Annotated in this window: 14 protein-coding genes and 2 pseudogenes; 12 read left to right on the top strand and 4 right to left on the bottom strand. The window is 55.3% G+C overall.

Annotated elements, in window-relative coordinates:
* Positions 1–431 precede the first annotated feature (431 nt).
* The 9 genes from grpE (at position 432) to JFX23_RS08365 (ending at position 13369) form a co-directional block, all read left to right on the top strand.
* Positions 432–1250 (top strand): nucleotide exchange factor GrpE, encoded by an 819-nt coding sequence (gene grpE, locus JFX23_RS09655; RefSeq protein WP_416153029.1) that lies wholly within the window; start codon positions 432–434, stop codon positions 1248–1250.
* Positions 1251–1290: 40 nt separating this feature from the next.
* A complete protein-coding gene (locus JFX23_RS08400; RefSeq protein WP_233050708.1) occupies positions 1291–2892 on the top strand; it encodes an Hsp70 family protein in 1602 nt (533 codons plus the stop codon).
* A 56-nt stretch (positions 2893–2948) separates the two neighbouring features.
* Entirely contained in the window at positions 2949–5642 is a 2694-nt protein-coding gene (locus JFX23_RS08395) for a fibronectin type III domain-containing protein (protein ID WP_198776516.1), read from the top strand.
* Positions 5643–6169: 527 nt separating this feature from the next.
* Positions 6170–6688, top strand: coding sequence for a hypothetical protein (locus JFX23_RS09445; protein WP_233050707.1), 519 nt, complete (start codon positions 6170–6172; stop codon positions 6686–6688).
* Between the two features lie 167 nt (positions 6689–6855).
* The gene (locus JFX23_RS08385) at positions 6856–7740 is read left to right on the top strand and encodes a GAP1-N2 domain-containing protein (RefSeq protein ID WP_198776515.1); all 885 of its coding nucleotides are present in this window, start codon (positions 6856–6858) and stop codon (positions 7738–7740) included.
* Positions 7741–7869: 129 nt separating this feature from the next.
* A complete protein-coding gene (locus JFX23_RS08380) occupies positions 7870–9267 on the top strand; it encodes a hypothetical protein (protein WP_198776514.1) in 1398 nt (465 codons plus the stop codon).
* Positions 9267–10979, top strand: a complete 1713-nt coding sequence (locus JFX23_RS08375; RefSeq protein ID WP_198776513.1) for a TRAFAC clade GTPase domain-containing protein — start codon at positions 9267–9269, stop codon at positions 10977–10979. Before JFX23_RS08380 ends, JFX23_RS08375 begins: the two co-directional genes overlap by 1 nt.
* Positions 10980–11163: 184 nt before the next feature.
* Positions 11164–12735, top strand: coding sequence for an Hsp70 family protein (locus JFX23_RS08370; RefSeq protein ID WP_332874692.1), 1572 nt, complete (start codon positions 11164–11166; stop codon positions 12733–12735).
* A gap of 16 nt (positions 12736–12751) precedes the next feature.
* The gene (locus JFX23_RS08365; RefSeq protein WP_233050711.1) at positions 12752–13369 is read left to right on the top strand and encodes a vWA domain-containing protein; all 618 of its coding nucleotides are present in this window, start codon (positions 12752–12754) and stop codon (positions 13367–13369) included.
* A gap of 26 nt (positions 13370–13395) precedes the next feature.
* Here the strand turns inward: JFX23_RS08365 and JFX23_RS08360 are convergent, their stop codons facing one another.
* From JFX23_RS08360 to JFX23_RS08350, 3 genes are all read right to left on the bottom strand, one after another.
* Positions 13396–16011 carry an ATP-binding protein gene (locus JFX23_RS08360; protein ID WP_198776510.1) on the bottom strand — a complete coding sequence of 872 codons (2616 nt, stop codon included), beginning with the start codon at positions 16009–16011 and terminating at the stop codon, positions 13396–13398.
* A gap of 385 nt (positions 16012–16396) precedes the next feature.
* Positions 16397–17032, bottom strand: coding sequence for a toxin glutamine deamidase domain-containing protein (locus JFX23_RS08355; protein WP_198776509.1), 636 nt, complete (start codon positions 17030–17032; stop codon positions 16397–16399).
* A 44-nt stretch (positions 17033–17076) separates the two neighbouring features.
* Positions 17077–17550, bottom strand: coding sequence for a hypothetical protein (locus JFX23_RS08350; protein WP_198776508.1), 474 nt, complete (start codon positions 17548–17550; stop codon positions 17077–17079).
* 1092 nt (positions 17551–18642) lie between these two features.
* On the opposite strand from JFX23_RS08350, the pseudogene JFX23_RS08345 reads away from it, so the two are divergent.
* Positions 18643–19467: pseudogene (locus JFX23_RS08345) on the top strand (integrase core domain-containing protein).
* A gap of 6 nt (positions 19468–19473) precedes the next feature.
* Here JFX23_RS08345 and JFX23_RS09440 read toward each other — a convergent pair.
* Positions 19474–19641: pseudogene (locus tag JFX23_RS09440) on the bottom strand (IS481 family transposase); the annotation flags it as partial.
* 671 nt (positions 19642–20312) lie between these two features.
* Between JFX23_RS09440 and JFX23_RS08340 the strand changes: the two are divergent.
* A complete protein-coding gene (locus JFX23_RS08340; RefSeq protein ID WP_198776507.1) occupies positions 20313–20669 on the top strand; it encodes a hypothetical protein in 357 nt (118 codons plus the stop codon).
* A gap of 308 nt (positions 20670–20977) precedes the next feature.
* Entirely contained in the window at positions 20978–23995 is a 3018-nt protein-coding gene (locus tag JFX23_RS08335; RefSeq protein WP_233050706.1) for an HAD hydrolase-like protein, read from the top strand.
* Positions 23996–24005: the final 10 nt, after the last annotated feature.

Raw genomic sequence — 24005 nt, 5'->3', positions numbered from 1 at the left:
CAGAAGAACACGACAACGCTCACACCCCACCCCCGCCGGAACAGACCAGACCCCACACCCCCCAAAAGGCAGCCGCCGCAACCAGATGAAACACCCTCTACAAAACCCGGGGCTTGACACTTCCCGAACGAGCAGGCCGCACTGAAGTGCCTCTGCCCCATGGCAAGGTCGCTTGTTGTCCCCGGCGGCGGGAAAGCACACTGGATGATGAGGTGGAAGCCCACGCTGAACCTGATCGCGATCACCTTCATCAGACGGTTCGAATGAACAATCCACTAATGAAAACTGCTGTATCCTAGACACCGTTTAACAGACAGAACTAATCAGAGGCTTGACACAGCTTGTGAACGCCAATCTGCTGCCTTACTCTAGGCGTCAGACAGGTGGGTACTGGAGTCGTTATTCGAATCCCCAATATGAGGTGATACTTCATGAACAGAATCGATCCTTCGAAGGCTCCCGATGCGCAACCCCCGTTGGATGCTTTCGAAAGCGCGTCGGATGAAGGTAGATCCGTAGAGTCGGATATTGACATGAGTGAAACAGCGAAGGAATTTGGTCCCCAATCGATGGGGGACCGTGATATTGCTACGAGTGAACTTTCCGAATCGAATAGCTCGACTCTTGATGAGGCACAAATGCCTACTGCAGAGAAAAGCGTTACTGTCTGCTCTCCGGAGATGGATGTCTGCTGTGGAGGTCCCAGCAGATTCCCGATAAACCTTCTGTCAGATGCTAAGACTTCCGTTATCGGGGACGAGCAATCCTCGTCTGATTTTGATTTTCGCTCCGCATTTGAGCGCCTCGAATGTAGTCTGTCGAGGATTGAACGGAGCGATCAAAGGAACGCTTTGATCATCTCGGAGTTGCGTGCTGAGAATTCTGAGCTGCGCTCTGACCAGTTAAGGCGTCTTCTTGGCCCTTTTTTCCGCGCTGCTTCCCGTATCATCACGAGGATCCAGGAGACGGGATCCGATTCGGTCGTTGACGAGCGCTCGGCCAACGAAGTACTCTCGGATGTTGAGGAGTTGCTCCTCGAAATGCTTGAACTTTACGGCGTGCGCAGCGTCGAGGCGCGCATAGGGGAGCCTTTCGATAGGAATCTCCACTATGCCCGACGAAGCGTAGAGACTCAGAACCCTGAATTCGACGGCCTCATCGTACGTGTCTACAAGCAGGGACTCGTCATGCTCGGAGAAGACCGCGCCCTTGTGCCCGCAGACGTCTCTGTTAGCCGGTACACTCAGTAGTGTACCTTTTCAGAAGATTTCCATTAAGGTGAAAGGTAAAATGATGACTCCGCAGCCTTTCGGCATTGACCTCGGCACGACTTACTCCGCAATCGCTATCGCCGACCCCGTAAGGGGAGCCGAGGTGATAGCCAACTTTGAGGGCGAGAATACAACACCCTCGGTCGTTCATTTCGAGGACGACGGTTCGGCCGTCATCGGTGCTCAGGCAAAACGAGAGCAGATCTCCGACCCTGACAACACGAGCTCATTGGTGAAGCGCCATATGGGAGAATCTTTTCCACTAGATTATCGCGGGCAGACATTCACTCCCGAATCGATCTCCGCTCTCATCTTAAAAGAGCTGGTCGCGAACGCGAACAATCAGCGAGGTACAGCGATCGAAGACGTTGTAATCACAGTCCCTGCATACTTCGGAGTTCAGGAGCGACAGGCAACTCGCCAGGCAGGAGTTATCGCAGGGCTCAAAGTAGTTTCGATCATCCCGGAACCTGTTGCAGCTTCGATTTCGGTTAGCTCAGAACGAGGTCTTTCTGGAACCTTCATGGTTTTTGATCTCGGCGGCGGTACCTTTGATACTACTGTTATGCGCGCCTCCCAGGGACGTGTTGATGTAATAGCTATTGATGGCAATCGCCTCCTGGGCGGGGCGGATTGGGATCGACGTTTGGAACAGTTATTCCTCGAACGATTCCGAGAATCCGCAGGGCTGGGACTCGATCGAGACCCAGAGGCTGACGAAGATTTTATGGTTGAGCTGCGTGCCAGTGTAGAGGAGGCGAAGAAGACACTCTCTCGTCGCCCCTCAGCAGCGATCCGCATGAAATTCGAGGATATCTCACAGAAGATTGAAGTTGGCGTCGAGGAATTCGAAGAGGCAACGCACGATCTTGTCGAGCAGACCCTTGAAATAGCAAAACGCTGCATCGAGACCGCAAAAGCAAAAACACCGGGTCTTGAAATCGACCATTTCCTTCTCGTTGGTGGTTCGTGTCGTATGCCGATGATCGAGAATCGGCTGCGAGCGGAGGGTTTCACTCCTGAGGCGACTGAGTACGATCTTGCGGTTGCGAAGGGGGCTGCGATTTTTGCGCTTGGCACCACAAATCTCGAGATTGGGGGCGGAGACTACGATGAAAAGACACCGCCTGCAAACTCTTCCCTCCTGGTCGGTCCTGGAACGGCTGTCGCTGTGTCTAATGTTCTTGCTCGCGGTGTCGGTGTCAAGGTTACTGACGTTGACCCGAGTGGGGCCTACATTGACTCGATTGCCTTTCTTGCTCACGCGAATGACTCTATCCCGATGACAGCTACTCTCCGTGCGGGAACTCTTCAGGACAACCAGACGCGGATCCAGATCGAACTCTACGAACAACTCGGTGAAGTGGAGTGTAACGATACGGCGGCTAACAGAGAACTTGTGTCCGGTCCGAATACCTGTATTTCTGGGCTTCCGCCGCTTCCGAAGGGATCGCCCGTCGATATCAATATCGAAATCGACTCGGACGGGACTATTCTGCTCACTGGCAAGGAGCCGACAACCGGCAAGGAAGTACGCGCGACGGCATCTGTTTCTGTTTTGACCGAGGAAGAAGTTGAGGCAAGCCGAGTGCAGATTGCAGCAATTACGACACAGTCATGATACTGCCTTAGAAGCCCTTCGGGGCGGTCGTAAAAGATAGAGGAGTTAGTCGTGCGATGATCGAAAAGGCGGAGTACAAAACAACGATTCTCCAACCTCTAGCCAAGTCGAAGAAGCGTATTGCGCTAGTCAATTCCGCGGCAAACGCTGTCAATGCGCCCAACTTTGATCGCGATAAAGCAATGGATGCACTTGCACTCGCGGATGTCTCGACGCTCTTTGCGATTGATGATTCACTCAACGACATTGAGGTGGCCGCTCAGCTTGATGCGGTGTCGCGATATCTCAACGCGTTTGCGAGATTACAAGGTTCTGCTCCGCTACAGCGCCTCCTTAATGCGATTCGGAACCGCTTTTCCGAAGATGTGGAAAAACTCCACTTTTGGCACACATTAAGAGAGGCAGCTGCCGAATTACAAGAACGAGTGCTCGTTGATCTTGCAAAGAAGACCGCCGAGGTTCATCCTCTCAAGGTTCTCACCTTGGAAGAGGCAGTGGATCTAGCGACAAGGAACTCTCTTGAGGCGAATGACTTCATTGCAGCCCTTGAAAATGAGGGAATCAGAGCATTTCCCGCGCTTGAACTTCCATCGGTTCGAGCGGATTCTCCTGCACTAACGAAGGACCTCGATGCTGCTCTCCGATCTCCGGTCGACGTCCTACTTTTCTACGAAAGGCATCCCGCGTCGGGCATTAGGATTATTGACGAATTTTCGGTCGAAAACGGTAGCAAGAGACGTCCGATCTGCGCAGATGATGCTCGGAAGTCAAAAGCACATGCTGACGCAAGCGGGGGGGACACCGTCGAAAGCGTAAGAAAGGCCCTCCAAGCGATGGGGTCCGACGAGTCAGATGTGCACTACCACGATCTTTGCTTCAGATGGTTTGTTGACCTAGCTGAGCAGCTGCTTAATCGGGATGGCCTGCTTGCGAATCAGACGAGGGATCAACTTGTCGAAAGAGGACTTGACGAGGTTGATGCTTGCAGGATTGCGAGCCACGCGGCCATCCGTTCTGGGGCGCAAGGTATGAGCATCGCAGACATTGCGCCGCTACTTGCTGCAGGTGACCTTATTTCGGCGCGTCGTGTCCTCGACGCTTTTGCGCCTGCAGGCGCCGCTCGGACGGATTTAGATTACCTTCACGCCAAAGAATCGGTCGAAGAACGCGAGCAAGTGAAGGCGCGTGCTCTGGACGATTTACGCCTAGCTCTCGTTAAAAGAGATATAGATGAGTGTCATGCGCTTCTTACTGATCTAGCCAGGGTTGACCGTACAGATCCCGTTATCGAAGATCTAGCCCGGCAGATTCCCCCTCTCGCTCCCGCCGACGTACAAGCTGTCTTCGATCCGAAGATAGGTTCAGTTCGCCTTCGATGGAAAACTGTGCCCGGACTTGTCTACACAATTCGCAGGCGAGCAGCCGGTTTTGCTGGCGGCTCTGAGGAAATTCTAGATCTCCCGATTTCGGATGTTTCGGGGGTAGCTTCAGCGTGCGATAACCGACCCGTCATTGGGGCTCGTACAACCTATTTCGTGACGGGTCGGAATGAGAACGGCATCCAATCTTCTCCGGTCGACTGCACTGTTCCTGTCTTTCCTCCGATCAGCTCCCCGACTTCATGGGCAGAAGCAACCTCCGTCGGCGTTCGTTGGAAGTGCCCGTCTGCCTCCACAGGTGCGCGGGTAACGATTTTTTCCGACGACGGTCACTCGACTCTCCCTGATTCGACTGTTGAAGAAGCTTCGGTTGAAGGACTGACTATCGGCAGTAGGCTGCGTTTTGAGATTGTCGCCCTTTACTCGGTTCAGGGGCGGATTGAAACCGCGGCGCCAGTTAGTATCGAAGTGATCTCGCGTGGCAAAATCCACGCTGTCGGAGACTTACAGATCAGCTCAGATGCTCGAACGGTTTCGTGGAGTGCCGTCCCAGGGTACACGACAGAACTCTGGTCACTTCCTGTCGGTGTGCCACATCCTCGCTATGGCGAAGTGCGTACTGTGGAGGATCTCGAGGATATTGGGGCGTCTCGCGCGGGTCAGACAATCTCGCGACAGAAGGATAAGGAGGAAGTACGGCTTCCAGTTTTGGACGAGATACGCGTTCTACTGCCCGTCACGTGGGATTCGGATAGCGCTCTTATTGGTCGTTCTATACTCTGGGGTTCTGTACCTCCGATGCGGGAGCTCATCGCGGAGCGTCGGGGATCGAACCTCTTGGTTTCGTGGCTCTGGCCGTATGGTCGATATGAAGCGTTTGTCGAATGGGAAGGCGAGCATTCCGGATCACGGCATATCGGTCGAACTGCGTATAAGCAGGCTGGTGGCGTAATCATTCCCGACGCCGACTCCGTTTCGCTTGTTCGCGTTCGGGCAGTTCTCAAAGATGAAAACGGAGATATCGATTCAGCTCCTTTGGAGTATATTCCGACGCGGGTGACTCGCCGCGCAGCCTATAAGTTGCGTATTTCCCGGCCACTGTTCGGCTCACCGAAAGCTGATATCGAGTTGTCGACAGAAAACTACGAAGGCTCCCTCGAGTGCGTTCTAGTTCTGTCTCAGGGGAGATATATGCCGAACTCTCCGGAGGACGGACAGGTTGTCTCAAGATTTGCCGCAAATCTATCAGTGGGGAAGCCGTTTACGACATCGGTTCATTTCAATCGAACAAACTGTCCCTATTGGATTCGTCTATTTTCTCTAGGCGATGTCGAACTTATCGATCCCCCCACCCAGAATCTCAAAGGCTGAGTCCAGTGTCCATTATCAACAAGAGTGTTCCCTGTCCTTATTGCTACACCCCTATTAACTTGAAAGAGGTACACTTCCGTTGTGCCGGCACCCCCGATGCTGGCTGTACACCTTGCCCGAAAGTTGAAGATGCAAGGCTGAAACAGATATTCTCAGATACTAGACCCCTTCTTCCCTCGTTCGAACCTGAAGAGCGGGGATTCTCTGCCGAACCGCGGAGCGCAAAATGCCCACAATGTCGAGGTAAGACTCGGATTCGTCTCTGTCCGCATTGCCATTCTTCCCTTCCGGGTGAATTCAGCTCAGAAAGCTCCATATTCGGCCTCGTCGGTGCACGGTCCGCAGGTAAGACAGTTATGCTCTCTGTGCTAAAGAGAGAGCTTAATCAGGTACACGGTTCGATCCCACGTCGTTTCGATCGTCACGTTTTCTACTGTCGTAATGATTCAGAGTCCTCGCGGGAACTTGATAATAACCTCGCGAAAATGGAGCGCGAGCATGGGACTCTTCCCGATCAGACAGACGTAATGCGTGACAAGAAGCGCTCACCTGTGGTTTTTGAGTGGAAGGTCCCCACACGCAGGGCTTGGAAGGATTTCAACTGTACGATCTTCTCCTTCTATGACACTGCAGGTGAAGATTTGTCTCATGGTGTGGACCGAGCGATGTCGATCGGTTATCTCCGCGCCACAAAGGGGCTCATACTTCTGCTCGATCCATTTTCTTTCCCTGCAAACCGTGGTCGTCGAGGCGACGTAGCTCCAAGCGGAATGGGAACCGATGCTCCTGAAAGCGTCGTCGGTGCTGTCATCGATGTTCTCAGGGCGAATGAGGGAACCAAACGGGGCAAGAAGATCGTCCAGCCTATCGCGGTCGTAATTTCGAAGATCGATGCCTTTCTTCCTTCTCTTTCGCAATCCAATCCACTCTGTGCAGCTAGCCCGAATGTCCCATACTTCGACGACGCTGAGTCAAAAAACGTCCACGATCACGTTGCTTCCCTCGTTCACGAATGGGGGGGGTTCTGGGCTCATCGATCTTCTTGATCTCAACTGTAAAAACTACCGCCTCTTCGCTATCTCGTCGCTAGGAGCAGAACCTGATTACGTGACCACCGAGGTCGATTCTCACGGAATTGCGCCCCACCGGATAGGAGAGCCACTACTGTGGCTCCTCGCTGAACGTGGTGTGCTGAAAAGGGGGGGGCTGAGGAATGTTTGACGTTGTCGTTTATACCGATACCACGAGGGAGACAAATGTCGAAGGTGCCTCGGGTTTCGGTTTCGCGGCAGTTTCCGAAGGCATCTCACAAGCTGAAATGGCTTTTATTCGGAGTCGGATGCTAATTGAGCTTCGAACAGGGTGGGATCTTGAACATGATCCACTCGAGCATCCTGAGAGTTTCATTGTTGATTCTCACGATGGGATTATGTTCATTGCCCGTGGGATCCCAACAGGATTAACAATTGGCGGCAGAAGCGGCAACTTTCTTACACAATGCGCGCTAACCTCATCGACGCTCGATTTTGAGCCGCTGAGACCGGCTCAGCTTTTCGGTGCAACTGAGTGGGACCTTACAGTCCCGACATCGACCACCTGCTTGCAATGGGCTGCACCGCTACTCCTCGATGAAGCCTTTGAAACTGACGCCCTTGTTGAGATGTTAGTGCAGGCACCGTGGGGTGACCTTGGGCTTCCGATTTTCCTCACAGCGGTTGAGCAGCTGTCTTCTGAGGGGAAGCGGCTTGCATTCGTTACAGAGAATGCTGTGACCGCAATGCAATGGTTCGCAGTAGTTTCCATCCTGCTCGAACCCGCTCAGTGCCGCGACATCCGTTTTGAGGGTTTCGTAGCAGAGCCTTTCAAGTGCCGTGGGCAAGTTGTTGCTGTGCACCCTAAATTTGGGCTTGCGCCAGACCCGCATGAGCAGGATCTTGGAATCAACGTGATCAACCTCGACCAATGGATCCTTCCCGACTTGCTACCGACAGTCGCAGCGACCCGTATCGCGCGTCGGCTGCGTGAGTTCACACCATTCGAAGCAATCGAGTCCCTTGAGCTCGTAAGGCGCTGGTCTTTGTACATTACTCCAGATTGAGCAGCGGAGGTCGTTGATGCTCTTGTCTCTGACTGCTCGACCGACAGTGAGGTCTGGGGCAGCGTAGCGAACCTTCTTTCAGTTCTGGCTGCTGATGAGGATGAGATTTTCGATCATGGTGACTCCCTGATGGATCTTCTCGTTGCTCGAATGCCGACAGATGATGCAGAGGTCAGGGCCTCCGCCACAGCGGTCGCAGCCCTCTCTCTCAACGGACATGTTGAACTTGCCGAAAGCCTTGTACTTCATTGCCTGGAGGCTGCACTAACCTCGGATTCTGAATTCGCGGTGTGGGAGGGGCAACTTGCCAAACATTTCGGCATAATGATCTTCTCGTGGAACAATGCGGAGGCACAACAGCTCGCCTCAAACTTAGTGTCGAGCCGTCTATTTTCTTGCGAAACACGATTCGTTTATGCACTCTACTTATGTGCGACATTGCTGGACCTTGACCTTGAGTCTGACGCGTTGAGATTAGCTCAGGAGACTATTGCTAAGGATATCCGCAGCGGTGATCTCTCAATTCTCAGCGCCCCGGACAGGTTTCATCAAGGACTCTTGCGCGTGGTGCTGACAGACCTTATTTCTGCGTGGGAATCGGGCGACAGATCTGCGCTCGAAGAGCTTGAGGGCGGAAAATGGTCATCACTCATTAATGAGCTGGACGCTGCGGATCCACTCCGTCACCTGGCTGACCTGTGGCGGGAGGCTGCTACGCTCGCTGATGCCAGGATCGAGGAGAGAATCAACCGTTTATCCCAACGTCCCCGACCGGCTCCTGGATCTTGGGTCTACTACCTCGCTGATTGCCGGTTACCTGAAGACATCGCGGTTGTTGAAGCCTGGTTTGAGAGCGTTGGTTTTCTTGAAGATAGACTCTGCCACCGTATCTTCGCATCATACGAAACAGCAGCACGGAATCTCCGCCCAGTTCCTAGATTTTCCCCTCTTCTCACGGCGATCGCTACTTCAAGCAATGTCGTGAGTTTCGGTTCCCTTCTTGATCTTGCGCTAGCAACTGTTGAAGCCCTGTCTGTTTTGAGTGAGCTTGAATCTGGAAACAAGAGCTGCGCTCAGATTGACGTAATCCGACTCGCAAATTTGCTGGACTCCTGTGGTTGGGCGATCCCCCATGAGATGGTCAGCCCGTTCTGCGATATGCGGAATCAAGGTGCTTTTGCGACTCTTGTCGGTAAAAATTTTACTCTCTGGAAGGCTTGCCTGCGTCGGGACTTCGAATCGCGAAAGTCTGATCCCAGACGTATTTCTCCGCTGCTTCACATTTTCTTCGAATGGCTCGAGATAGATTCAAAATCCGTCCAATCTGCAGTGGCTGAGGATTTTCTCACCTGGGTTTGTGATGACAATGAACTTCGGGTGCGTCTACTTTCCGCCGAATCGACGCAATTCCTTGGCCTTCGCAGTCAGAAATTGCTTGCCAATTTTGCGGAGCAAACGAAGAGAGGAAGGCTTTCTAGAAAAACGATTCGCGTGTTTAAGAGAGTTTTCAAAAAGGAGACAGAATAATGGATGATGGACTTGCTATTTTACTTGTTGCGATCATAGCGTTCGTGCTCATTGTTGCAGCAGTATTCTATCTTCTTTGGATACTGCTCGTTGTAATCTTAAAGGTGCTCGCGGTCGTTGTCGTCTTGTTTGCGATTGGATTCTTTATTGCATTTTCCGTTGGAGTGATTAGCGGATGTGCAGTTCCCATACGCGTTCTCTGGGGACATTCTTCTGTGCAGCCTGAGATTGCTTCTCCTGATCTCGTTGTTGCCGGAGAGGTATTCCACCAGCGTGCCCCAAGGGGTCTTGCGCGGCACTTCGGATGGGATCGAGCTTGGCCCCTGTATATTCCGTACCAGGGGCGCAGGGACATGAGGGCCATCCATGGTGAGACAAAACGTCAGATGATCGCATTCGCCGCATGGTCTGCCGCTGTCCGCGACCATGGGCCCGAGGAGATCGGCAAAACTCACTTAATTATCATCGGGCTCCGCAACATGCTCTTCTGGATACTTGTTCTCCTTCCGCTCGTCATTGCCTTTAGTGCGGGACTGGTCATGTCTGTTGGCGTTTGGACAGTCGTGATGCTCATACTCGGGGGAGGAATCTGGTTTCTTCAGTTTGTGGTCACGTCTGCCTACTCCCTTTTCGAAAAGATTAAACGGCGGCTTGTACACGCGAGCTCCGCCTGCCCTTTTTGCTATGCGGAGTATTCAAATCCGGTATACAAGTGCTCTTCATGCCAAGAGATTCACGCGGACATTTCTCCAGGGGCACTTGGAATTGTGAAGCGTCTCTGCGGCTGTGGAGCTGTATTACCAACAACAGTTACTCACGCTTCCAATGTACTTGAATCGGTTTGCCCCTCATGTCGCGCAACTTTACCGAGTGGCGCCGGAACGCGCATGACGCTCCGAATCCCCGTTTTCGGAGCGATTTCTGCCGGTAAGACTAGATTAGTTTCAGCAGCTCTGGTTGAAGCAGAGCGGGCACTTGTGAAGGAAAAGGGAAGTGTCGAAGCCTTAACGCCCGAAGCTAATAGCGTTCTCCAGACAGCACGTTCCGTAATTTTTTCGAGGACGACAACGGCAAAGACACCGAGCCAGGAAAAACCGAACGGAACGCCGCTCATTTTCTTGGACGCGCGTGGTAAACAGCTCGAGGTTCACTTTGTGGACGTTGCCGGAGAGCGTTTTGTAACAAGCGATTCTGGCTCAGCGCTCTCGTATTTCGACGTAGCTAAGACGATGATCTTCGTCCTTGATCCTCTCGCGCTGCCTCGAGTCTTCGACGATCTCTACGTATCCGGAGGAATTCAGGACGAGATCGCAAGTTCCGACCAAGAGGACGCCTACCAGTCGGTGGCACAGCGATTACGTGATGCTGGTATCAGTCTTAAGCGCCGACGTCTCGGCGTCGTGCTCTCCAAGCTCGATCTTCTTCGCCGCACTGGTGCGGGTGTGAGCATCGATCCGAGTTCCTCGCAATCGGTGCGTTCATGGCTCGTAGAAACGGGGATTGAGGGGCTTGTTCGGACATTCGAGTCGGACTTTAAAGAAGTCGTTTATTTTGCGGTCGATTCGCTGAATGTTCAGGATGAGTGGTCACGCACCTCACCAATCGCTGTACTTGATTGGCTCTTCTCGGCCGAGGGATCTCCCGTATCTCTTCTTCCAGCCGTGGAGTTTTCGAACAAATTGCCAGCTACCCCTGTTTCTAATTCGCGATGAAAGGGAAAATTGATGCGTGACATTAAGGTCCCTAGAAGTTACACGTTGTACCGAGTTTTTTGGTCATTTATTCATATTATTTTTGTCTGCGCTATCGCGTTTTTTCTAGGTTTGTGGATCATTGTTGACGGTAATGGGCTGCGGCTTTTCAATGCGGTGTACAATGAAATTTCATTGGTAAGCTATGAACTCTCGACAGCGATCCCTTTCCCCTGGGAAGGTTAAAACAAAGGAGAGGTTGGTCGACATGCCTGTAATTGGTATAGACCTCGGAACAACCTACAGTTGTGCGATGATCTCACAAAATGGTGAGACGCGGGTGATCCCTTCTTCAACCGGACGTGATTTGACGCCGTCCGTGATTCTCTTTGAAAGTGATGGTAGAGTCTTAGTTGGTGACGACGCGAAGGTGCTTCTCGGAACGAATGAAGAAATCGTCGTCGGAATTAAGCGGTATATGGGAAAGGAAGAATCGTTCGCCGTTGGTGGTGCTGTCTTCACGCCGGAAGCTCTTTCGGCGATTATTCTCCGTCGCATCGCAAGCGATAGCGCATCATTCCTTGATTGTGCCCCAGAAGAACTAAAAGCGGTCATCACCATCCCAGCTTATTTTGGTTTGGCGGAGCAAGAAGCGACGCGGGCAGCTGCAAGGATAGCGGGTATAGAGTGTCTCGAATTGCTTGCCGAACCTGTTGCTGCTGCCTGTGCGGTGCTTTCGGAGGATTCTCGAGAAGTTCCGCTCGTGGTTGACGTTGGTGGTGGGACGTTTGACGTAGCTCTTATTGAATGGTGGGGAGAGAATCAGAAAGTCTGGGCCGTTGACGGGGAACGTCGTCTCGGTGGACTCGACTGGGATCGGCGTGTTGAAACGCTCGTATGGCGGCGCCTGTTCGAAGCCGGAATTGATTCGAATGCAGAAGCGGATTTGGAATTTGTGGACCAAGTGTCGTTCAAATCTGAAATTCTAAAGAAGCGCTTGTCGATACATGAGTCTGCGACGGTTTCTTTAAAATATAATGGCGTTAGACGCACAGTATGCATATCGCGTGCAGAATTCGAGCGCGCATCGGCGGATCTCGTCAGAATCTGCGTCGAAGCCGCAGAAAGGACCGTCGAGGAATCTAAAAAGCGGGGTGGGCCAAAACCGACGAAGGTCTTTCTTGTCGGTGGTTCGACGAGGATGCCGATGCTTCGGAGGGCGATCGAACGTACGTTTTCTCTTCCCGTTGAAACAGTGGATCCCGATCGTGCTGTCGCACGCGGAGCTGCTCTCTATGCAGAGCGTATCATTTCGCATAACTCCACCGTGAGAATCGGGAACGTGCTTTCTCGGCAGCTCGGAGTAAGGATTATGTCGTCCGCTGCACCGTTCTCCCCAATACCTATTGTTCTTCCAATTTTTCCTAGAGGAACTCGTCTCCCTGCACAAAGGGCGATCGTTCTTGCCACGATTCAGGACCGGCAGCCTGCCATCCGTGTGCGGATCATGGAACAGAACGGTATATTTCCATCACAACGGCTGGAGAACAACTCGATCGTTTTTGACGCACAGATTACAGGAATCCCGCCGCTAGATGCGGGAACCCCTGTTGATCTTCTTATTTTACTTGACTCGAACGGTCGTGTCGAGATGTCTGCAAAGATGCACGATACGGGGGCCCCGCTTAAGCTAGAAGCATTCGTCAACGGAGTGGTTGACGAGAGGGAGATAGAGGAACAGAAATCGAGTGTTGGCGGTCTTGCGCTGATCGGTTGAAGGTGTGGTGGATTCGATGGCAAAATGGATGAAGAGACAGTTTGAATCGATGGAGGCAACGGAGTACCCTGTCGGTCCGGCCTTCGAAGCGCTTTCTTCTTTTTTCAGAGGCGCCGTCGTCCTCGCTCTTGACGTATCGTACTCGATGGAGGGGGAGCCTCTCAACGCCGCAAAGCGTGGAGCCGAAGATTTTCTTTCGGAAGCGGCAGATGGGGGCTACTCGGTCGGTTTAGTTCTATGGCATGGCGCCGTAGCAGGGCACGTAGAGCTTCGGCGTGAGTCACATGCGGCTTTAGAGCTTCTTAGAACAGCGGAAGCGCGGTGGGGCACCAATGTTGTCCCGGCACTGAAGGTGGCTTGGTCTGATCTGAAGGATGACCCTAGCGGCGACCGGGTCATCGCAATCTTTGGGGATGGGGACCTTGGCGATCGTGAGCGTGCACTCGAGATTGCCGCGCAAATCCGTGCCGATGGCATCCGGATTATTACCTGTGGGCTCGGAGAGGATTCTGCAGATGCTTTAGGTGAATTAGCCGACTATGAGGAGCGCCGTCATGCCTCATCCGACGCGATCGAGCAATCAATCCGTGAACTAGCGACTGGGCTGCGAAGGATTTCCGGAATTTCGTTCTGATCTCGCGACGGTCTCGTATCAGGGAATCATAGCCCCGAACGGTCGAGAATCTCATGGGCGACGCTGTCTGATAGCTTCATTTGCTCGACTGCGACGAATACGAGCACACGCAGGAGCCGAGGAGTTCCTTCTCCGAGAACGGGGTCGAAATCTCTGCGTATTTCATTGAGGCGGCCGATAACGTCACCGATGCCCCTACGCCAGTCGGTCCGAAGCGCAGCAAATCCGTCACGGGGTTCTTCGGAGAGAAGCGAACGTGCAATGGCCCGTTCTTCCCAGGACAATCCCCGTGCCCCGTCTGCACGAACACGGCTGGTTGGAAAGATGATTTCGTCCTCGAATTCGAATGCTGTGAGTGGCCGACCTGAAGCCCACGCGTCAAAGAGCTGGGTAAGCATCGCGTCCGCTGAGTGCGGGCCAGTAGCGTGGCCGAGACGTCTTCGATCTGAAAGAAGGGTACGGAGCCCTGACCAGGCGAGACAGTTGACTAGCTGTTGGTTTCCCTCTGCGATAGCGACGAGGCGGGAGCGAATACGAGCCCTTGCCTCTCGACCGTCGCCCTCTCCCCACATTAGGGAAGCAAGAAATTCTGCCATCGGACTGGCTGCACGATGGGCTCGTCCCCAAGCGTCGAAATGCTGTCGGGATTTGCAGGAACACGGCCAAGGAGAGACAACCTCTGCAGGAAAAACAGTGCTTCTCTTTCGAGTCGGGAAAGCTCGTCGTACGGCGATAGTTTGCGCACTCGGCTCCATCCTCGTTGTGAGCACAGCAGTTCCACGTCCAAGAGATCCGAGTACACTCCTTTTAGCTGTATCGAGTCCAAGAGCGCCCGCCATTATCTCTTGATCGTCGGGGTGGACAACCCTGTGAACGATTTTGAGGTTAGTGTTCCGAATAACCTCGGAAGAAACACGAGACGGGCTCTGGTCGACGACAATTATCTGTTCTCCGTAACTTCGGACCTCCGAGAGCATAGAAGAGAGAAGTTCGGTCGCAACTCTCTTTGCGGATCCTGATTCCGGGTCTGCAAGCCCCATGCCAACCTCGGGCAGAACACGGTGGGCTTCTTCAAGAACAAGCACGTGATCGACAGAGCGCTTCGGGCCATCCCTCCCGACACTCTGTGATCGTGCCCGTTCAGCGGCGGCGATTGCAAGGAGGATAACAAGGAAAGAGCGCTCTTCCTCGTCACCAAGATCCGAGAGCGTCACAACTGTGGGACGATCAAATAGATCCGCGATCAGCGCAGTATCGGGCCAAACAAAGCGGTGAGCCCGAACCGGCGAAAGAAGAAGGTCTAAACGGGTCATAAGAACCGCGGAAATATTCGCTTCCTGCTCAGGAGCGTACCCGAGGGAGGCAACAAGTTTTGGCACCATGTCCCTGGCATCGAAGAGAGTGGCCCCACGACCCTCGCCAGGCATGAGCGATAGTTGATCGAAAAGCCTTGTAACGACGTAGGGGGTTGGTGAAGGCATTGTGAAGGCACCGCGAAAGGCATCAGCAATTTGCGTGATGTGCCTGCGTCGCTCTTCGCCAAACCACGGGCTGAGAAGATCGAATCGAATGTTTGCTCCGTGGAAGACTTGAATTCCCCCATCGAAAAGGTCGGAAATATTCGAGTAGTCGTCCTTTACCGGATCGACTATCAAAAAAGGAATCCGATGTTCGTTCCACAACGATACAAGTATGGTGTGAAGAGTCGTCGTCTTTCCCGACCCTGTTGTTCCCGTAATGAACCCGTGCCCTTCAAGATCGCTAATATGGATAGATGCTGTCGCAGAAGTCCCCAGGAAAGTGCCAAGAACAAGCGCGTCGCCGCCAACGGCAGGACGACGCGAATCGGGTGGGGCTGGACGCACCTCGAGGCCATTGAATGAGCGTAGAGGCGTTTCAAGAAGCGAAGCTAGATCAGCCGTTGGCAGAATAGACGTTGGTGAGACTCCAGCCGAATTGATCTCCACCTCTCGCGTTGAATACCAACGCCCTTCGCGTGACCGGATCGAGGAGGAAAGCGCTGTAAATGCGCCGGATCTTCGCTTTCGGTCATTTGCGAGAAGCCAGGTCTCGACAGCCCACAGCCCCTCTCCCTCTCCTTCGTCGAGAAGTCCTTCGAGTACCGCGAGCCACTTGGTGACTTTTGACCATCGGTGGGAAATCTTGACCTTACTGACAGTCTGTGTAACAGCGTAAGAAATCTGTGTGCTTGAAGCGGCTTCATCCTCAAGTGTTGTCAATTGGAATCGGATTGGTAAAATATCTTCGGGTTGGACTGCTTCGAAGCGTAGAAGCAATGCCCACCCATCCTCAAGAACTGCGAGCTTATCAAGAAGAGAAACGCGGCCTTTGTCTCGGGGATCGCGGGTGGAGATTTCTGCCTTGACTCTGAACACAGCGCCGAATCCATCGCGTGGGAGCGTTCCGGCAGACGGTACTTTTTCCATCAGCAAGCCTGGTGCGAGGAGGCGCCTGCATTCTTCGAGTGTCTGAGCATTCGAGCCGATCCTGAACTCAAGTTCGCCTCTCGTCGACGATATGAGGATTTCAACAGTGTTCAGTCCACCAGATAATGCTCTGAGAAGGGTTTCAAATGGGAGGGGCGACTCAGGCTCCCTCGAAGGGAGGACACGTACTCGCATCCATGCAGTCGAACGGAATGAGGGGGCCGTGCACGCTTCGTACACGGATCCATGGTTGAGAGAATCGAGGATCTCGGCAGCACGTTCCTCTGATTCGTCCGATCTTGGAGGCTTTCCAAGTAGAACCTCAGCGAGCCCGAAATTCATAAACTACCGGAAATCCGTGCAATTGCGGACTCTGGGGTTTCCCCGAGGCGAACTGTGCCGGTTCGCCCATTGTGTGATACAACTCTCGGAAAAGCACCGATAATCCCAGCGGAAGTTTGGCGCCGACGAAACCAAAAGCCGCCCTCTGTCTCGACGGCATCATATTCCTTCACGTTAGCGGCGAGAGATCCCTCTCGGCGCAGTATATCCCTCGCTTGGGCCTCAGTCAGTTCGTAACTCACAGGATCCTCCGTCCTCGAGCGTCCCACGCAACCACGTGATGGTTCAGTCCAGTGTATGAGTCGAGCATGGCGTGAATGCACTCATTGTCGAAGCTAAGTACCCGGCCGATCTGGCCGTCAACGACTTCCAGGGTTCCACGATTGTTGACGACATTGTAATGATGACCCCCGTCGAACGGGCCTTCCCACTGCGTTCCGATAATCGCGCTTGAGCCGGGGCCGCCGAACTCAAGAGCCCGTCGGATCTCGGCTGGAGTTGCCTCATAGTTTCTTTCCCCCGTCCACCGTTCCATCCGTTCGAGCGGCTCTCCGTCACGGCGATTGCCTGCGGCCTCCACAGCTCTTCCCCGCCAACGTGACTCGACGCAACGTGCGCAGTCAGAGCAGTTCACTTCGTAAGCATACCCACCGTCAACGTAGTGTGGATTGATCTCCGTGACAAAGCTGCGGGGATCTTCGAAGGGAAAAACCTCTCTCGTTCCGGTTCCACGTTCGATGTAGTCGCCCTCGTAGAATTCCCTGAATTCCTGAACGTCAACGGCGCCGTGGAGTTCAGCCCTTGGTCCTATCTCAATGAGTGATGTGTCGTTGAACTCGGTCAATTCAGGGCAGTGTTCAGGTTCGATCGCCAAGTTGTCCACGGTGGATTCGGTATTGTCCCCCATCATAATGCTGCTCAGTTCAGGAACCAGGAAGCGATGCAGAGAATGATCACAACGAGGAGGAAAACACCAGCCATGATCTGTGCTCGCTCTCGCCGGATCGCGGGATGCTCACGGCCGCTGATCCTCGTCCCCTTCTCGAGATTGGTGATCTTTCGTGCCTCAACGATGCCCGACCGTTTCTGACGCCCATCCACCAAGACAAGATCTCCAAGAGCAAGATAACCACCTGACAGTTCCCCTCGTAGAATGACATCTATCCGCTCGCCGGTCGAGCTCCTCTCGAGTGTGAACGCATGGAGGGGCACCTGTACTTCACGCCTTTCGAGCGCTTTCGTAGATCTTCCAAAGAGGAGGAAAGGAAGAAATGTTCGAAAAGGAGTGAAAACGAGGGCTAGGAGCACGAAGATCGCTCTGATGGGCAGCATCACAAAACTCGCGGCGGCAAAAGCGAGCGCGCTGCCCATGCCGATCTCGACCGACTCCATCCTGGGATCGGGAAGGTTTACTATCCTGCCCTCGATCGTTCCTGCCTTTGTTGAAGTGGGGTGAATACTCGAAGTCGAATTGGTATAGACCGCTCGCGACGTCGGCGGAAGAGGTTCCTGAGTTGATCGTTGAAAGGACGCCCGTGTTGGAGGGGAAGCTTGTGGGGCAGCTCTTTGCGGCAGCGGGTGAGAACTGTCAGACTGACCATTCGCCGGAACAGCACTCGAGGGGGTGGGAGAAGACGGACCGGGAGCTGCCTGGCGCATGCCGCAGCGAGTGCACATTCCGCGGTGTACCGTTCGTCTGCCCATGCATCGGGGATTCGAGCAGTCCTGAAATACGGTGCTCACCGGAAGTGCCACCTCATAGTGGGAATGTCATTACAGTATCTCGACACAGCTTAAAATCCCTCTTCCCTCGACAATCTCACACGGGGAATCGTAGCCGACTTGCAACGAAAAGTAACCGCCATTGTAGTTGATCGTAGAGTGGGGAGTAATACGATGCTCTACCTCGCCATAGTTGTGTGTGGGAGGTTGGTTGGATTCTAAGGGCTAGGTTTTTGTGGTGGTTGCAACGGGGTCTTTGTGTAGGGGGTTCGTTGTGGCTGGTTTTGGTCGTGTTTTGGTGGGGTTGTGTATCCCTGGCGTAGGTTGGCGTGTCAGGTTCGGCGTTGGGCGTGTGTTTTGGCTCTTGTGGATGGTTTGAACTTCGCGCAGGCGGCTCACGGTGTTGGTGCGTTGAAACAGACGGGCAAGGTCTGGCGTAATGGGCGTACTCGCCAAAGTGGGCGGTGTGAGCGTGCCAGTATTGCCACGCAGGCGGATCGGTACCGTCTGTACATGAAGTGTCGGCCTCATTGGGTAAGCAAACGATTCTTGTTCTTGTAAGAGCGCATGCTCATCTTCGGGTGGCGCGTCCAGGGTCTTTCGATCCAGGAAATGCTCATCGGGGCCTGGGGGCTGGTGCAGGTTATAGCGACAGGGGGTTAGGTGTACTTCCTCGGGAGGTTGTGAACGGTGTGGGTATGGTGAAGGCCTTTTTGGCAGGATGTGGGTAATCACACTCACAGTTCGTACAAGAAGGCCTTCGTGACGCACGCTAATGCACCGTTGAGTCCGGAGGGAAGGCGATGCCAGGTGTCTTTGGTGCTCGATGGGGGTGGTCGATGTGCAGGGTGGCTGAACGGTTTGGATGCTCGCCGACGACGGTCAAGCGGTGGGTGGACCGGTGTCGGGCGGGTCCTGGAGCGCTACCTGTATGCTCCTCCTAGCGCACGTGGACCGGGCTAGCGGGCTGCCGGTGCGCTATGAGAGGCCCGCTTTGGGTGATTTGGTTCATGTGGACATCAAGAAGCTCGCACGCATCCTCGGCAGCGGTTGGCGTGTCCACGGCCGAGTCTTTGCTCAGGACCTTGAAGCAAGCTCGAGGCGAAAAGCCAAACCGCTCGAGCATGAGCGGCAGGCTCACGCGACTACCGCCACCTCCACCACGCTGTTGACGACTATTCCCAGGTGGTGTACTCAAAGATTCTTGACGACGAACGCAATCAGAGCGCAGCGGGATTCTGAACCCGCGCCAACGCGTTCTTCGAGAGCCTGGGCGTGACGGTCACCGCGGTGATGACCGATAACGCCTCGTGCTACCGATCGCGCGTGTTCAACGAGGCGCTCACAGGCACAGTCAAACACCGGTACACCAGGCCTTACCGTCTCCCTACGAACGGGAATGTCGAACGCTTCAATCGCACCCTCGCAGCCGAATGGGCCTACACGCGCCCCTACACCAGCGAAACCGAACGCGAAGCCGCCTACGCGCCTTAGCTCCACACCTACAATCACCACCGTCCCCACACCAGCATCAAAGGCCCCACCCCCGCGCAACGCGCTCACAACCTCCCGAGGAAGCACAACTAGAGGAACGTTCGACATTGGTTCGCCCACGGCGCATCGCTTGGCCCTGGGGTTGACCGCGGGCCAAGCGCACTGGAATCGGGCGGCGACCTCGCAGATCGGCTACCCCTCGTTGACGACGAGTTGAGAGACTCGAAGACGGGCGCGCGCAGTCAAAGCTGCGTCAGCGTGGGACACAAGAGGGCCTTCCTAGCTTGAGGGAACTGTCGCAACAACCACTCAACCAGCAAGGCCCGCTCCGTGCGCTCACACCTCCGGATCGCACTCGTTCAACCAACATCCCCGATCAGTACAACTAGTGAAGTGGCGTTTCGCTGCGCTCGCGTCCAACAGCTTGTAGGTGGCACATATTACCTATGTGACAATATACTCGGGATGGGCGTACGTCGCGTTCGTCACCGACCTCTACTCGGCTCAGATCCTCGCTTGGTCCACCTCGACCAGCCTGTACACCGACCTTGCCTTGAATGCGTTAATTGTAGCGTTTTGGTAGCGTAGGCGCGGCAAAGACCCTTTGAAGAACCTTATCCATCATTCGGATCGGGGTGTGCGCTACGGGGCGATCCGCTAGGGGCAAGCCCTCGCCGATGGTGATGCCGTCACTTCGGCGGGCTCCAAGGCAGACTCCTGCGACAACGCGCTTGCCCAAGCACTCAACTTCCTCCACAGAGCTGAACTCGTGGGCGACAAGGGCTCTTGGGAAGCCACCGACAACTTCGAGATCGCAGCGGCTCAACGGGGCCATTCGTGCAACACCACCCGCCCCCAGGTAACACCATCACTACACCCTCAAATGAGAAGAGCCCCGAAAACCAGTGGTGGAGCACTTTGCGAGAGAAGAAACGCCAGTGAGAAGCAAGCATCCCTATGGTCTTGTTATCCCAGGCGACCTGTGCACGGTTATCGATGCAAAAGATGAGGACGCGGTCACCGGTCCGGCGCTGATGCATCGAAGCGTTTGCGACCGTATGGACGTCACCGAGCGCCCTGACTTGCGAAAGCACAGCAAAGCGAATAATGACGCTGCCTGGGACGTGTTCTCTAACCGGATCGTCGACACTTTTCAATCTCGGGTCCCACACGAAAACGGCTCCATCTTGTATGAGATGCGCCTGATCAACGCTGTTCGCATGCGCGGCAACCTTGCCGGGTTAATTGTGCGTTCGGATCGGGGTAGTCAATTTCGGTCGAACGCAACACCATAAAGACCCCCTGCAATCACCCATAGAATCCGGTCGGGGCCTTCCGATGAAGGGAGCCGACACCAAGCCAACACCGACACGCCAGTCGGACCTGCACCCTCAATTGCGAAGAATAGGTACAAGGGTATCGGGTACGCACAACCGCGAAGAGCCAGATGATGGTGCTCTGGATTGTGGGCAGATGCTCATGAGGGCGCCTCCTGTTTGCTTCCCGTCTTCGTTAGGATTGGAAGCAGATCATGATTTTCAACGCGCGGTGCGAATCCGTGCGAATCAACAAGCGCAGATGGCGCGGAATAGAGGAAGACACTATGGCAGACGAGCAGCGACGAAGCGGACACGAAGGCCGTGGTGGATTCCAACGCCGACAGGAATGGCGTGACTCGCGAGGGCGAGATGACCGCCGTGAGGGCGGTTTTGGGCGCGGGCGCGACTTCAACGAGCGTGGTCGCGGTGAACGCTCAGGCTTTGGCGGCCGTGATGAGCGGCGCGCAGGAGGCTACGGTCGCGGCCGCGACGATCGTCGTGAGGGCGGATTCGGGAATCGTCGTGATGGGGAGCGTCGTTTCGATCGGGATTCGAATCGTTCCTACGGTGAGCGTTCGGATCGTCGCGGCGACAGTCGGGACTTCAATGCGCGTGGTGATCGTCGAGAAGGCGGCTTTAACCGCGGGCGAGACGATCGACGAGAGGGAGGCTTTAACCGCGGGCGCGACTTCAACGAGCGTGGTCGCGGTGAACGCTCAGGCTTTGGCGGCCGCGATGACCGGCGCGCAGGAGGCTTTAACCGTGGCCGCGATGAGCGCCGCAACGAACGTCGTGATGACCGCCGCGAAAGCGGATTCGGCCAACGCCGAGAGGGAAGCTTTGCAGGTGGCCGCGACGAAAGGCGCGGACCCCGCCGTGAAGACGCCGACTACCAGAACTTCTCCTCCACGGAGGAATATATCTCCCCGAATCCGGACGAGCCGACGATCCCCGCGGGCGTGTCCGCCGAGGAACTCGACGCCAACGCGCTTCGCGCACTCAACACCCTTTCCGGCCCGAACAAAGACATTGTCGCCCGTCACCTCGTGATGGCCGGACAGCTCATCGACCTTGACCCTGAAGAGGCCTACAAGCACGCCGCAGCAGCATCTTCGCGCGCCGGACGGGTCGACGTGGTCCGTGAGGCGGCGGCTCTCACCGCATACGCCTCCGGCCGTTACGAAGAAGCCCTGCGCGAGGTACGCGCCGTGCGACGCATGCGCGGTGACGATTCCCTGCGCGCAGTGGAAGCGGATTGCGAACGCGGCCTCGGACGTCCCGAGAAAGCCATCGAAATCATCGACGCCACCACGACAAAGGGCATGGAGCTCTCCGAACAGGTCGAACTCATCCTCGTCTCCTCCGGTGCTCGAGCTGATCTTGGTGAGAACGAGGTCGGGCTCCTCATCGTTGACGACGCACTCGCCGCTCTGCCAGCCGACACGGATCCTGAACTGCTCCGCAGACTCATGGAAGTGAAGATCGACCGTCTGCGTGAACTCGGACGCGAATCGGAAGCTGACGAGGTCGAAGCGAATCTTCCCGAAGAAATCGAAGACACGGAGATCGTCGACCTCTCCCTCTTCGCGGATTGCGACGTCGACAATAAGCGGACCGCCCTTCGAGGAACAGAGACTCCGCTCGTCGAACTCTTCGACGCGGTCCTCCTCGATCTTGATGGGACCTCGTGGAACGGTGATTCTCCGCTCGAACACGCCGCGCCATCGGTTGTGGAGGCTCGCGCTCAAGGCATGAAGACCGTGTTCCTCACGAACAACGCGATGCGCACCCCCGAACAGGTCGCCGACAAACTCAACAGCATGGACTTCGAAGCCGATGCTTCAATGGTCATGACCTCCGCGATGGATGTTGTCGCGATCATGAAGGAAAGCATCGAAGACGGCTCGAAGGTCTTCGTCATCGGCGGAAGCGGCGTGCGCCAGGCACTCGAGAACGCCGGGTACGTCCTCGTCGATTCGGCAGATGACGAACCCGTCGCGGTCGTGCAGGGACTCGATAAGAGCATCGACTGGGCGATGCTCTCCGAAGGGGCCTTCGCGATTCAACGCGGAGCAGCCTACTTCGCCACCAACCTTGACGCGACCTTGCCGCAAGAACGCGGTTTCGCCCTCGGCAATGGTTCCCTGGTGAGAGCGATCTCCCATGCGACACACACCCGCCCGATCGCGGCAGGCAAGCCCGAACCGGGCATCTACCTGCGCGGAGCCGCACTCGTCGACTCCGAGAAGCCGATCGCGGTGGGCGACCGCCTCGAAACCGACATCGCTGGCGCCGTTTCAGCGGGAATCCCCTCCTTGCACGTCCTCACCGGCGTTCACGGCGCCCGCGAGGTCATCCTCGCGCAGCGCGGTCAGCGTCCGAGCTTCCTCGCGCTCGACATGCGCGGCCTCCTCGAAGAGCACCCGCGCGCCAAGCACCACCGTGACAACACCTGGACCTGTGGTGAGTCGCAGGTCGTGAAAGCGACTCGATACGGCACGCTCCTGGTTGATGATGTCGAACTCGAAGCCGAGGAGTCGTACACGGTCACGCTCGACACTTACCGTGCACTCGCCGCTGCCGCCTGGGACTACGCGGACGAGTCTGGCCGCGCCCCGCGCTGTGCCACGATCACGGTCGTTGAAAACGCTGACCCCTCCGGCGTCATCGAAGCCCCGCTAGTCCTCGACGAAGCCGATGAGAAGGCGCAGGGCGAAGAGTTCGATGCTACGGATGCTGAGCTCTCTTCCGATGCTGATGGCCTCGATCCTGCACTCGACACCCCGGCTTTCCTCCCCGGCGAAGAAGAGCTCGAACGGCTCCTCGCTGAAACGGAAGAAGGGGTCGAATCCGATGACTTTGCTCAAATTGCAAAAATGCAAGAGCCCCAGGAAGAGCAGGGCAGCGAGGACGAGGCCGAGTCTGAAAAGGCCGGTGCCAAAGGCGTGGAGGAGGCCGCAAGCGAAGCGGCTGACAATGAGCGCGTGACGCCTGAAGTGGAAGCCGAGCCTGAGGAGGCTCCTGCGGAGGCTGAGCCTGAAGAAGGTCCTGCGGAGGCTGAGTCTGAAGAGGCTCCCGGAGACGCTGAGCCTGAAGAGGTTCCCGCTGAGGCTGAGCCTGAGGAGGTTCCTGCGGAGGCTGAGCCTGAGGAGGTTCCTGCTGAGGCTGAGCCTGAAGAGGCTCCTGCTCAAGCCGAACTCCTTTTAGAAACTCAAGACGAACTCCTGAGCATTCCTCAGATCGAAAAGAACGAGGAGAGCGAAGAAAAGCCCGAGAAGAGCTCCGGAGACGAACTCGAATGAGCACTCCGCT

Origin of the sequence: Schaalia cardiffensis (assembly GCF_016405145.1) — a bacterium.
GTDB classification, from domain to species: Bacteria; Actinomycetota; Actinomycetes; order Actinomycetales; family Actinomycetaceae; genus Pauljensenia; species Pauljensenia cardiffensis.
The sequence above is the reverse complement of the archived record's forward strand: the minus strand, read 5'-3'. Positions and strand labels throughout refer to the sequence as shown.

Bases quoted from the DNA above. Each gene is read 5' to 3' on its own strand.
- JFX23_RS08370 (WP_332874692.1), top strand. From the start codon at position 11,164: ATGAACTCTCGACAGCGATCCCTTTCCCCTGGGAAGGTTAAAACAAAG.
- JFX23_RS08375 (WP_198776513.1), top strand. From the start codon at position 9,267: ATGGATGATGGACTTGCTATTTTACTTGTTGCGATCATAGCGTTCGTG.
- JFX23_RS08385 (WP_198776515.1), top strand. From the start codon at position 6,856: ATGTTTGACGTTGTCGTTTATACCGATACCACGAGGGAGACAAATGTC.
- JFX23_RS08365 (WP_233050711.1), top strand. From the start codon at position 12,752: ATGGCAAAATGGATGAAGAGACAGTTTGAATCGATGGAGGCAACGGAG.
- JFX23_RS08395 (WP_198776516.1), top strand. From the start codon at position 2,949: ATGATCGAAAAGGCGGAGTACAAAACAACGATTCTCCAACCTCTAGCC.
- JFX23_RS09445 (WP_233050707.1), top strand. From the start codon at position 6,170: ATGCGTGACAAGAAGCGCTCACCTGTGGTTTTTGAGTGGAAGGTCCCC.
- grpE (WP_416153029.1), top strand. From the start codon at position 432: ATGAACAGAATCGATCCTTCGAAGGCTCCCGATGCGCAACCCCCGTTG.
- JFX23_RS08400 (WP_233050708.1), top strand. From the start codon at position 1,291: ATGATGACTCCGCAGCCTTTCGGCATTGACCTCGGCACGACTTACTCC.
- JFX23_RS08360 (WP_198776510.1), bottom strand. From the start codon at position 16,011: ATGCGAGTACGTGTCCTCCCTTCGAGGGAGCCTGAGTCGCCCCTCCCA.
- JFX23_RS08380 (WP_198776514.1), top strand. From the start codon at position 7,870: ATGGATCTTCTCGTTGCTCGAATGCCGACAGATGATGCAGAGGTCAGG.
- JFX23_RS08350 (WP_198776508.1), bottom strand. From the start codon at position 17,550: ATGGAGTCGGTCGAGATCGGCATGGGCAGCGCGCTCGCTTTTGCCGCC.
- JFX23_RS08335 (WP_233050706.1), top strand. From the start codon at position 20,978: ATGGCAGACGAGCAGCGACGAAGCGGACACGAAGGCCGTGGTGGATTC.